The sequence below is a fragment of the Gemella sp. 27098_8_149 genome (assembly GCF_041433745.1).
Lineage (GTDB): Bacteria > Bacillota > Bacilli > Staphylococcales > Gemellaceae > Gemella.
In genome coordinates this window covers 65,469-78,857 of record NZ_JAPWCB010000001.1, presented here as the reverse complement: position 1 = coordinate 78,857, position 13,389 = coordinate 65,469, and the positions used below count along the sequence as shown (strand labels likewise).

The following is a 13,389-nucleotide window of genomic DNA, read 5'->3' as shown; positions in this document are numbered from 1 at the left end:
AAACAATGGCGAAGAAAGCAAAAGATAAACAAGTAACACATATTGAAAAAGCTGATTTTAAAGCACGTCAGGCTGCTATTAATGAAGCGATAAAGGTAATCGAAAAAGAGTACGGTAAAGGTGCTATAATGGATATTTCATCAGAAAATCCAATTAAAGTTGAGGCTGTATCTTCAGGTTCATTGGCAATTGACTCAGCTTTAGGTATTGGTGGATATCCTAAAGGTCGTATTGTTGAGGTGTATGGGCCTGAATCATCAGGTAAAACAACTATTGCACTTCATGCGATCGCAGAAGTGCAAAAAACAGGAGGGATTGCAGCATTCATAGATGCGGAAAATGCTCTTGATATTGAATACGCAAAAGCATTAGGAGTTGATTTTACTCCTGGTAAATTCTTCTTATCTCAACCGGATAGTGGAGAGCAGGCTCTAGATATCGCAGAAAAACTAATTTTGTCTGGTGCTATTGATATTATCGTAATTGACTCAGTTGCAGCGTTAGTACCAAAAGCAGAAATTGATGGAGTGATGGGAGCTAACCATATTGGTTTACAGGCTAGACTTATGTCGCAAGCACTTCGTAAATTAACTGGACAAATAAATAAAGCTAATACTATTGCTCTATTTATAAACCAACTTCGTGAAAAAGTAGGGGTAATGTTTGGTAGTCCTGAAGTTACAACAGGTGGTCGTGCATTAAAATTCTACTCAACTGTTCGTATAGATGTACGTAAAGGTGAAGCAATTAAAGGTGCTGATAGTGAAATTTTAGGTAATAGAACAAAAATTAAAATTGTTAAAAATAAAGTTGCACCACCATTTAAAGTTGCTGAAGTTGATATTATGTTTGGGGAAGGAATCTCAAAAATTGGAGAAACTCTTGATTTTGCAGTTGACTTAGATATTATCAACAAATCTGGATCATGGTTCTCATATAATGGAGAGCGATTAGGTCAAGGGCGTGAAAATGTTAAGAAAGTATTTGAAGAAAATGAAGAACTATACAATGAAATTTACGGTCTTGTAAGGGATGAAATTATGAGTAAAGCTGGGAAAAAGAATGACTCAGTAGACGAGGAAGAATCAAACGATAATATTGATGAACTTGATTTAGGGATAGAAACTTTAGGTGAGGTTGAATAGTAATATATGAATAAAAAATTGTTTAAAATTGTATTATGGTTAATGATTTTTATTATATTAGCTAGTGGATTTATTTCAGCTATAGCAATATTCTTATAATCTATATACATAATAAATAAAATAAAAGGGGATGCCCCAAAAGTCATAAATTATAAAAAGTTTATATGAGAACTCATAGACGCAGTGGTTTATAGATATCTAATCTCACTTCATAAAAGTTTTTTAGATATCTAATAAACTTTGCGGGGGTGACTCGACAAAATCGATTTCTCTGAAATCACGATTTTTGAGTCACTCCCTTTTATTTTGAAAATGTGGTAAAATATTATTAGAGAAAAAATAGGAGAAATAATAGTGAATTTAGTACAAAATATGAATGATAATCAGCTAAAAGCTATATTAAAGACAGAAGGCGCTGTAATGGTTATAGCTGGAGCAGGTAGTGGTAAAACTCGCGTTTTAACAAATAGAATAGCTTATTTAATTTCTGAAAAAAATATTTTAGAAAATAATATCTTGGCTATTACTTTTACTAATAAAGCTGCTAAAGAAATGAAAGAAAGAATATATGCTCTAGTTGGTGAAACTTCTAAATATATTTGGATAAATACATTCCACTCTATGTGTGTAAGAATATTACGTCAACACATAGAACTTTTAGGATATAATAAAAACTTTACAATATTAGATACTAGTGAACAAAAAAGTATAATAAAAAATATAGTTAGGTCTCTAGATTTATCAGAAGATGCATATCAACCAGCTAATGTTTTAAAAATAATTTCAAATGCAAAAAATAGTTTAGTTTCTGTAAAAAAGATGAGAGAACAATCTCGTTTTGGATTTATGAAAAATGTAGCAGAAATTTATGCACACTACCAAAGTTATTTAAAGAAAAATAGTGTTTTAGACTTTGATGATTTAATGCTTAAAACAATCGTATTATTTAAAAAGTTCCCTGAAGTTTTAGCTATTTATCAAAATCAATTTCAATATATTCATGTAGATGAGTATCAAGATACAAACGTTATTCAGTATAGATTAATTAAGATGTTATCAGAGGTACACAAAAATGTATGTGTTGTTGGTGATGATGACCAAAGTATTTATAGCTGGCGTGGTGCGTGTAGTGATAATATAATAAACTTTGAAAAAGATTTTGACAATGTTGAACTAGTATTTCTTGATCAGAACTACCGTTCTAATTCAACAATTCTTGATGCTGCTAATGCGGTTATTAAAAATAACACTGATAGAAAAGAAAAAGCTCTATGGTCTGAAAATAAAGGTGGAGGAAAAATATCTGTTTACGCTGCTTCTAATGATAAGGATGAAACGGATGATATTGCTAAAAAAATACTTGATTTGAAAAAAGAAGGTATTGATTATAAAGATATTGCAATTTTATATCGAGCTAACTACCTTTCACGTCAAATGGAGAATTCATGTCTATCTTTCGGAATACCATACAAGTTAATTGGTTCTCTTAAATTCTTGCAACGTCAAGAGGTACGTGATTTACTTGCTTATTTAAACGTTATTGTTAATAGAGCTGATGAGTTCAGCTTAAGAAGGATTATTAATGTACCAAAAAGAGGTATTGGAGCTAGTTCAATGGATAAAATTGACAAGTATGCAGAGCAATACGGTATTTCTTTATTTGAAGCTCTAAAAAACATCGAAGCAGTAGGAGTTTCTAAAAAAATAGTAACTAACATCAAATTACTGACTAATCTAATTGAAAAATATTCAGAAGTAGAAAAGTACTCGATAGATGAGTTAATTATTGGTATTTATAAAGATTCCGGATATGAAAATATGCTAAAAGAGTCTAATGATCCTTATGCAGAAAGTAGAATTGAGAATATTTCTGAGTTAGTATCTTCTGCTAAACAATTCTCTAGTATGAACGATAGCCTTATTGACTTCATTTCGGAAATGTCTCTTACTTCTGATTCTGATGATGAGAATCAAGAAGATGCAGTAGTACTATCGACAGTCCATGCTTCAAAAGGGTTAGAGTATAAAGTAGTCTTTATAATGGGGTTAGAGGAGAATTTATTCCCATCTATCAGAGATGCTGAGAGTAGTGCTGACGAGAAGAATAAAATGGAAGAAGAGCGTCGCTTAGCATATGTTGCGATTACTCGAGCAAAAGAAAGATTATTTATGTCTTATGCAAACAGACGAATGCAATTTGGTTCTATCAAGATGAATAAACGTTCTAGGTTCTTAGATGAAGTTCCTAACAAACTAATGCATTTTGAATCTTCATTCGGAGGAAGTTTTGAAAGTACTGATTCAAATATGGACCAAGCTAATAAGTTTATTAGCAAACTTAGCCCAAAAATTAAAATTTCAGAAAAACCTAAATCTTCAGTTAGTACAAATTATGGTGTAGGTGATACTGTGCTTCATAAAAAATTTGGAGAAGGTAAGGTCTTAGACATATCTAAGGATAGTGTAAAAGTTGAATTTAGTGAGGTTGGTGTAAAAACTTTATTAATTGAATATGCTAATCTGACTAGAAAGGATTAATAAATTATGAAACAAATTCAAGAAGAAATTTTCAAACTAGTTTCACTACTAAATAAATATTCATATGATTATTATGTTGAAGATAATCCGCAAATAACTGATACTGAGTATGATACTTTATATAAGCAATTAGAGAAATTAGAAGAAAAATATCCTGAATTAATACTAGAAAATTCCCCTACACAAAGAGTAGGGGATAGAGTTCTTGATGAGTTCGAGAAAATTACTCATAAAATACCAATGTTAAGTTTATCGAATACATTCTCTACTGAAGACTTAAGAGATTTTGATGCTAGAGTATCAAAATTAGTTCCAGGAGAAAATGTTGAGTATATATGTGAATTGAAAATAGATGGTCTTGCAATTTCTATAAACTATGAGAACGGTAAATTGGTTAGTGCTGCTACTCGTGGAGACGGGACTGTTGGAGAAGACGTTACTGAGAATATAAAAACAATATTTTCGATTCCAAAAGTGTTAAAAGATAAAAGATCATTTGAGGTTAGGGGAGAGGTATATCTTCCAAAGAAATCTTTTAATATTCTAAACAAAGAGCGTGAAGAAAATAATGAGGTATTATTTGCAAATCCTCGTAATGCAGCAGCAGGATCTTTAAGACAACTTGACTCTAAAATAACTGTAAAAAGAAGATTGTCTGCATTTATTTATTCAATAGTAGGCGATAATAATATTATTTCACAAGAAGAAGCATTAAATACAGCTAAGGATTATGAACTTCCTGTAAATCCAAACTTCAAACTTTGTAAAAGTATTGATGAAGTAATTGACTATATTAATTACTGGACAGAACACAAACAAGATTTACCATATGATATTGATGGAATTGTTATTAAGGTGAATTCATATAACCTGCAAGAAGAGATTGGTTATACCCAAAAAAGTCCTAGATGGGCTACAGCATACAAGTTCCCTGAAGAAGAACTTGCAACTAAATTACTTGATGTAGAACTTAGTGTAGGTAGAACTGGGATAATTACACCTGTTGCAATTTTAGATCCAATTGTAATCTCTGGGTCTACAGTGTCTAAAGCATCTTTACATAATAAAGATATTATTGATGAACTGGATATTCATATTGGGGATATGGTAGTAGTCAAGAAAGCTGGTGAGATTATTCCTAAGGTAGTTCGTGTTGTTAAAGAGTTAAGAATAGAGGGAACTACAAAATATCAAATGCCATCTACTTGTCCATCATGTCATCAGGAAACTTACGTAAAAGATAACGATCCGTTTACTAGATGTAAAAATCCTGATTGTCCTGATCAAAATATTCGAAGAATAATCCACTTTGCTTCAAGGGATGCTTTAAATATCGAGGGATTAGGTGATAAAGTAGTAGCGACATTATATGATAAAGGAATTATTGGACATACAATAGACTTATATTCATTAGATAGAGAAAAACTTATTACTTTAGAAAGAATGGGTGAAAAATCTGTTGATAATCTATTAAACGCGATAGAAAAATCAAAAGAAAGTTCGTTAGATAAAGTTATCTATGCTCTAGGAATATTGAATGTAGGTAAAAAAGCAGGGAAGATACTTGCAGAAAAATATTTGAATCTTTCTAATTTCATGAATGCAACATTAGAAGAACTAATTAATCTTGATGATGTAGGACAAATTACAGCAGAATCTATTTTAGATTATTTGTCTGATGATAATAATATTAAGTTTATTAAAGATTTAATTAATATTGGAATGAATCCTCAATATGAAGTAAATGCAGTGAATACCTCTAATATATTCTCAGGGAAAACAGTAGTATTAACTGGTAAGCTTGTTGAATTAACAAGAAATGAAGCAAAAGAATTTTTAGAGAAAAATGGAGCAAAAGTTACTGGAAGTGTTACTTCAAAAACTGATCTAGTAATTGCAGGTGAGAAAGCAGGGTCTAAACTTACTAAAGCTGACCAATTAGGTATTGAGGTAATCAATGAAGAACAATTCGCTAACATGGTAAGAGAGGTGGAATAATGGATAATAAATTGCCGTATAAAGTGTTTGGTATTGTAATTGTAATAGTATCTGTAATAACTTTTTTCATTATGAACTATAATTCAGTACCCGTATCATTTATATTTTTTACAGTTAAATTACCTTTAACAATTTTATTCTTCGTATGTTTCTTTATGGGAATTATAGCAGCTAGTTTTTATTGGTATCAAAAGTATAAAAGTTTAGCAAAAAAATACGAAAGAACAGAAAAGTTATTATTCACAAAAGAAAAAATAGAAGATAAAAAAGAATAAATAATGACTTTTAAAGAAAAGAGGTGAAAAAATGGGCATAAAATATAATTGGATATATCCTAATTATGATGAAAATTTTATTAAAGAATTAGAATCATATAGTATTTCTAAAAATATTGCTAAAATATTAAATGCAAGGAATATCACGGATATGACTTCCGTTAAAAAGTATTTTTCAGATGAATATGAAGAAGGTTATGATCCGTTTTTAATGCACGATATGCAAAAAGCTGTGGATAGAATAAATGAAGCTATAGAAAATGAAGAGAAAATTCTAGTCTATGGAGATTATGATGCGGATGGAATTACATCAACAGTGTTATTAGTAGAGACATTAATATCTATGGGGGCAATCGTATCATCGTACATTCCAAATCGATTTGAAGAAGGATATGGACCAAATAAAGAAGCTTTTACAAAGATTATTGATTCAGGGATAACTTTAATTATTACAGTCGATAACGGAATTGCAGGTGTGGAAGAAGTTGATTTAGCAAATGAATTGGGTTGTGATGTGATTGTAACAGACCATCATAAAATTCAAGATACTATACCTAATGCATATGCAATAATTCATCCTGAACATCCAGAAGGTAACTATCCATTTAAAAAATTAGCTGGAGTAGGAGTTGCTTTTAAACTAGCCCACGCATTATTAGAGATCTTTCCTGATTTCTTATTGGATTTAGTTGCGATCGGTACGATAGCTGATATGGTCTCAATTACTGATGAGAATAGAATATTTGTAAAACAAGGTCTAGAATTAATAAATGAAGATCCAAGAATAGGTCTTAAGATGCTACTTGAATTATCAGGTATAGATACAAAAATTGACGAACAAACTGTAGGTTTTTATATAGCGCCTAAATTAAATTCGATCGGTAGAATGGATAGTGCAAAATTAGGATTAACTTTTCTAATGGCCGAAGACCCTGTAACAGCAAGAGCTTTAGCTGAACAGATTGAACAGTATAATATTGAACGAAAACAAGTTACTGAAGATATAGTAAAAGATGTAATAAATAAAATTGAAAGTTCAGATAAAAAACAGAAGAATGTTATTATGGTTTCTGGTGAATACCACGAAGGTGTACTAGGAATCGTAGCATCCAATATTGTCGAAAAGTACCAAAAGCCAGTGTTTATTATGAATGAAAAAGAAGGTATTCTTAAGGGTTCTGCGAGAAGTATTTTTGATTTTAATATCTACGTAGCCATGAATAAAATATCAGATCTATTCTTAGCATTTGGTGGACATACATTAGCTGCTGGTTTCTCTTTTGAGCAATCTAATTTTGAAAAGATTGAAGAATTTTTAGATAATGAATTTGAAGAATTTAAACAAAATAATGATCTGAAAGCTAACAAGAATATTGATATTGTCACTTCATTAGAAGATATCAGTTATCAATTTCTAAATTCATTAGAAGCTCTAAAACCATATGGTATGGATTTTGAAAAACCTGCTGTGTTAATAGAAAATGCTATGGTTCTTAATAAAGCATACTTTGGTTCTGATAAACAATATTTAAGACTAACAATAGCAGATGAGGTTGGAAATTTAGACTGTATTACATTTAAAGACAGTGTAACTTTTGATAAAGTTGAGAAAAATGATATTATTGACTTACTGTGTAACATAGATAAAAATAACTTTAATGGGCGAACAAAACTACAAGCACACATTATTGATATAAATGTTAAAGAATTTCTATTTGAGGATTTGAGATTTATAAACTATGATATTTCAAATATTGATAACAATTGTTTAAAACTTTCTAAACATAAAGATGATAAAGATAATAATTTTTATAAATACAAGGATATAGATAGCTTAAAAGATAATGAATTTGAATATATTTATTTACTAGATATACCAACTTCTAAAGAATATTTAGACAAAATAATAAATCTAAAACCTAAAAAAGTATTCTTAATATGTGAAGAAAAACAAGTTTTATCTGACGTTTATCTTATCGATAAAAATAGATTAATTAAACTATTTAATTTAATACTTTCAACTAATAACAAACAAATAAACGTAGCTCAACAATTAGATAAATTACTAACGGCATTAAAAACAAATGTTGATAGTTTAAAAATAATGATTCAGATATTTAAAGAATTAGAGTTAATTAAATTTCAAAATAATACTATAATACTTAATCCAGACTACAAAACTGTTGATTTAAAAAAATCATCAAGTTTTATTAGAATGGAAAAAATATTTGAAGTTGAAAACTTACTTTTAAAAGAAAGTATTGCTAATATTAATAAAATACTTGAAGTTTAATGTGAAATAAAAGGAGAATTAAATGAAAATTTTATATTTTTGGGATGCATACTGCGGTTGGTGTTATGGCTTTGATAAAATATTCACTAAATTTTATGAAAATCATTCAGATATAGAAATTGAAATAATATCTGGTGGATTATTCTTTGGGGATAATAGTAAAAAAATCAAAGAATATGGATATTTCCAGGAAGGAAATAAAAAGATATCTGAAATGTATAATGTAGAGTTTGGGGAAAAATATAATAAAGTACTTGAAGAAGGTGAAATGATATTAAACTCTCTTCATCCTGCAATAGCTATGGATGTGGTAAAAGAGTTAATTCCTAATTCAAAAATATTACACTTTGCATATGATGTTCAATGTAAATTTTTTATTGAAGGAAAGAGTCTTAGTGAAGTGCAAACTTATGTAGAATTATCTGAAAAATATAATATAGATAGTTCAGACCTAGCTCTAAAATTAACTATAGCATTTAAGAATGCTAACCCTATACATCCGGATTTTATAAGAACTTTAAATCTTGGGATCGAATCATATCCAACAGCAGTTATGCAAAAAGATGGAGAATACTATGATCTTAGAGGATATGCAACAGAACCTGAAGACATCGAAACTCACTACGATTTAATCACTAAAAGATTTTAATTTTTTATATTAATTATTTTTTCATTGTGGCAAATTTATGAACGAAATTTATTAGAGGTTATTCCTATGAATTCAGCATTTCATATGCTAAATCCATTGAAATCACCTCTAATTTTTTTTTATTTTTAACGTTTTCACTTGTATCTTTTCTCCTGTTGTAGTATAATAACCTTATAATTAATCGATATTGATTATCATTGTTTTAATGGAGGAACATAATGAACAAAAAATATAACAATAAATTAATTATTGGATTAGCTGTGCCTATTTGTTTAAGTATAGGTTCTGTAGACTTCAATAATTCTAAAATTAATCTTAATTCTAACGTAGTATATGCACAAGATCAACAAAGTACAGGTTTTAAAGTCTACGAACCAGAGATTGGAACGGGTGGATTAGAGATTGCCGTTGAAGGTCAAGACACATCAGATACTTTATTTAAAAGATACTGGAATAAAATCGATAAACTTTTAATAGATGGTAAAGATTTCGGCTTTAATAGTGAAGCATCTTCTTCAAAAAACTATTCTTTATTTGATAATATTATTTATGTTAATAATAATGAAATAACTACTCATTATAATAAACAAGACAAACATAAAATTGAATTTATCTTTAAAGATGGATCAAAAGCTGTATATGAAGATAAAGGGTATGTGGATCCAACAGCAAAACCAAAATTAATTAATGAAGGTTTAAAAATTTTAGAACCACAAGTAGAAAATGACTCGCTAATCTTCTTCTTAGAAGGTTCTGACCTTTACAAAAACTACTGGTCAAAAGTAACTAAACTTACAGTAGATGGAAAAGATTTTGGGTTTGATAGCCAAAATACTAACAGTAAATTTTATAAACTATATAATGGACAAGTAACTGCTATAGATAAAGCAATAACTGAGCATTATAAAAAACAAGATAAGCATAAAATTGAATTCACATTTTCAGATGGTTCGAAAACAACATATGAAGATACTGGTTATGTAGAACCAAGCAATGAAACAACTACACCATCAAAAGATAGTGAAACTGATTCTAATAAACCAGCTTCAAATGCTAAATATACTATATCAAAATTAGAAAAAGGTGAAGATTGGCAACACAATAAACACTTAACATTAGAATTATCAGACACTTCTGTTTATGATAATTTTGTTGATGAAATCGCTAGTGTGACTCTAAACGGTACTACTGTAAATAAAGATGTTTTCAAAGATAAAGTAGAAACTTCAAAATATCTTGGAATCAGAATCTTTAACGAAGACTTAGTTAAGGCTTTAAAAGATTCAGATAATAAACTAGAAGTCAAACTTGCTGATGGAACAATAATTTCATATCCAACATCAACAGATAAAAAAGAAGATGTAAAACCTACAGAACCAAAACAAGAGGTGCCTACAACTAGCGCATCATATGCTCAAAAAGATTTAGTTTCTAATGTAGAAAAGAACAGTTACGCAGATGAATTAAACATTACGCTTGTTAATGGATTTAAAGCGGAAGATGTTCTTAAAAATACTAAAGAAGTAGTTATTAATGGAAAATCATTTGATAAATCACTATTTAGTAAAAACTGGAAAGATCAAATCGTTACTTTTGACGATGGTGGAGAAAGCCTTAAAGCATTTAAAGCTTGGAACTTTGATGGAGATAATACAATTGTATTTAAAGCAAATGACGGTAGCGAGAGTAAAGTATATACTACTGGTAATAAAGTAGTTGAAGAAAAACCAACACCAGAAAAAACTCCTGAAAAACAAGAAGAAAAAACTTATTCACTTACTGATAAATTAGAAGATGGTGAATATACTTTAGGATTTAACGCTTTATACGCTGATGGAAGACAAGGTACTTCAATGCTAGAAGGATTCTTTGACAAAAATGTGAAATTAGTAGTTAAAGATGGAAAAATGAGTATTACAATGTTAAATACATTATTTGCTCATGGTTTATATGATTTTGCCATCCAAAACAAAGGTAAATGGGAATCAGGTGTGAAAGAAAACTTTGGTGAGAAGAACTCAGCAGGTCAATATGACAGAGCATTATTTACACTTCCGGTTGAAGATTTAGACCAAGTACATTTAGGTGGTGTTATAGTTTCTTATATGGGCTCTTTAGAAAGCGATAAAGGAAACTTCGATAAATATACTACAGTTAAACTAAAATTCAAACCTGAAATTAAAAAAGGATGGAATGGATTTGAGTTAGTAGAAAAAAATAATGAAGAACGTAAGAAAAGTGATGATTTACTTCAGAAAAAATTAATTGCTAATGGTGTAGATACTAATAATGATGGAAAAGTGACAGAAGATGAATTGAAAAACTTCACTGGTGATATCAATATTGGTTCATTAGAAATTGATGGAAAAGTTGATAAAGGTGCTATTTACAATCTTGATTTACTAAAACACATGGGACCTGGTGTTAAATCATTCTCATCTGATAGTAATAACTTCGGTGAATTACCTGAAGATCTATTTAAAAATGCAGTTAATATTGAGCGTATTAACTTAGGAGGAAATGGTGTTACTAAACTACCTGAGAACCTATTCGCTAATAACAAAAAATTAAAAACTGTGAACTTATCTTCTAACAACTTAGGTAATATCCCAGAAAACTTGTTTGCAAATAACTCTGAATTAGAATCTGTTGAGTTCAGTCAATCATGGCTATCAACATTACCAGCAAATGTATTTGCTAACAATAAAAAGCTAAAAACAGTAAGTTTATCAAATAATAAGATTGTTTCACTTCCAAATGATATATTTAAAAATAATACAGGTTTAACATTCTTATCTGTAACTGACAATGAACTTACTAAACTTCCTGACAGTGTTGCTAATTTAACTTCGTTAACACAGTTATATGCAGCTAACAACAAATTAACATCACTACCAGAAAATGGAGTTAATTTCACTAAATTAAATACTCTAGCTCTAAATAACAACCATATTTCTAGTCTATCTGATGATTTATGGAAAAACCTAGCTAAAAATAAAGCAACTGTAAGATTAGTAAATAACCAAATTAGTAATATACCATTAGAATTAATTAAAGCAAATGGTAGTCTACATATTCTTGATATTGCTAATAACAATTTACCAGCAACATTACCATATAATGATTCTGATACAAAACTATTAGGAATTTCTCCTGAAGTAACACAAGGTTACTATCCTCAAAAACAAGCTATTGAATTAAATGTTGTTGCAAAAGATAATAAGATCACTATTCAACCAAAAGATGAGAAATTAACAATTCTAAATCTTCTACACTGGTATAGAGGACGTTCTGAATTCTACGGTGGAGAAGGTATCTTACAAGGGTTAGATAAATACAAAGAATTCCTAAGTAAACAAACTAAACCAATGGCAGAATTACTTAAGAGTGATGATTATGGTCGAAACTGGTATATTGTTACTAAGGTAGAACGTATCCGTGGTAATGAAGTTAAAGAACTTAGTTCAACAAGCGTTTCTAATGAAGATGATGGAAAATTAGAAATTACTGATAATGATATGAAAGCTGGAGATAAATATAGAATTACTAAAACTTTATTCGAAAAAAATGCTACAAATATCGATGATAAATTAGTTGAACTTGTAACTACAGTTGATGCTGATGTTAAGAAAGAAGAACCAAAAGTTGAGGAGAAACCACAAGTAACTCCAGAACAACCAAAACCAGAAGAAAAACCACAAACAACCCCTTCTGAACAACCTAAACCGGAAGAAAAACCACAAGTAACACCGGAACAGCCAAAACCAGAAGAAAAACCACAAGCGACTCCTGAACAACCAAGCACACCTTCAGTAGATGATAAGAAAAATGTAACTGATACTCTTATCGCTAAATTACCTGGTGATGAAGAAGTTAAAGTTCAATTTAAAGAAAAAGATGTTACTGGTATTCATTTTGTAGCTCAGAATTCTGATGATAAAAAAGTTGAGAAAGTTAAAGAATTAGTTAAAAATCTTGATGAAAAACTAAATGTAGTAAAAACTCTAGATTTATTCTTCACTGATGATAAAGGAAATGTAATTAATAATAATGGAGAAACTAGAGCAGTTACTGTAGCCGTAATTGCTAATGATAATGAAACATTAGAAGTATACTATGTAAATGGTGATAAATTAGAGAAAGTTCAAAGTACTTACAGTGATGGAAAACTGACGTTCTATACAGATCACTTTAGTACATATACTATTGTTTCAAGAGCTAAAGAAGCTAAAAAAGATGATTCTTCTTATGGATTAAACAATGATAACACATCTAATACAGAGAATAAAGTTGATAATTCACAAAATCCTGTATCACAAAGATTTAACAATATACTTCCTAAAACTGGTCTAACTGAGAATAGTGCAGGAGCTGCATTATTAGGATTACTAGGAGTAGTTCTAGCTACACTAGGATTTAGAAAAAAAAGATAAAGTAGATTAGTTTACTATTATAAAAAAAACGATAGATTAAATTTTAGAATCTATCGTT

At 29.5% G+C, this 13,389-nt stretch carries 7 protein-coding genes; all 7 read left to right on the top strand.

Annotated features, from left to right (window positions below; all coding sequences use genetic code 11):
- Positions 1–5 precede the first annotated feature (5 nt).
- The 7 genes from recA to O3801_RS00380 all read left to right on the top strand — a co-directional run bounded on the left by recA (position 6) and on the right by O3801_RS00380 (position 13,331).
- On the top strand, positions 6–1,145 hold the full coding sequence (recA, locus tag O3801_RS00410; RefSeq protein ID WP_294683301.1) for a recombinase RecA: 1,140 nt from the start codon (positions 6–8) through the stop codon (positions 1,143–1,145).
- 354 nt (positions 1,146–1,499) lie between these two features.
- Positions 1,500–3,683, top strand: a complete 2,184-nt coding sequence (locus O3801_RS00405; protein ID WP_371453493.1) for an ATP-dependent helicase — start codon at positions 1,500–1,502, stop codon at positions 3,681–3,683.
- Between the two features lie 6 nt (positions 3,684–3,689).
- Positions 3,690–5,681 carry an NAD-dependent DNA ligase LigA gene (gene ligA / locus O3801_RS00400; protein WP_371453491.1) on the top strand — a complete coding sequence of 664 codons (1,992 nt, stop codon included), beginning with the start codon at positions 3,690–3,692 and terminating at the stop codon, positions 5,679–5,681.
- Positions 5,681–5,956 (top strand): LapA family protein, encoded by a 276-nt coding sequence (locus O3801_RS00395; RefSeq protein ID WP_371453490.1) that lies wholly within the window; start codon positions 5,681–5,683, stop codon positions 5,954–5,956. The genes ligA and O3801_RS00395 overlap by 1 nt, the downstream gene beginning before the upstream one ends.
- 31 nt (positions 5,957–5,987) lie before the next feature.
- A complete protein-coding gene (gene recJ, locus O3801_RS00390; RefSeq protein ID WP_371453488.1) occupies positions 5,988–8,249 on the top strand; it encodes a single-stranded-DNA-specific exonuclease RecJ in 2,262 nt (753 codons plus the stop codon).
- Positions 8,250–8,271: 22 nt separating this feature from the next.
- Positions 8,272–8,898: a DsbA family protein gene (locus O3801_RS00385; protein WP_371453487.1), complete on the top strand. Its 627-nt coding sequence runs from the start codon at positions 8,272–8,274 to the stop codon at positions 8,896–8,898.
- A gap of 218 nt (positions 8,899–9,116) precedes the next feature.
- Positions 9,117–13,331: a leucine-rich repeat protein gene (locus tag O3801_RS00380; RefSeq protein ID WP_371453485.1), complete on the top strand. Its 4,215-nt coding sequence runs from the start codon at positions 9,117–9,119 to the stop codon at positions 13,329–13,331.
- The last annotated feature ends 58 nt before the right edge of the window (positions 13,332–13,389 follow it).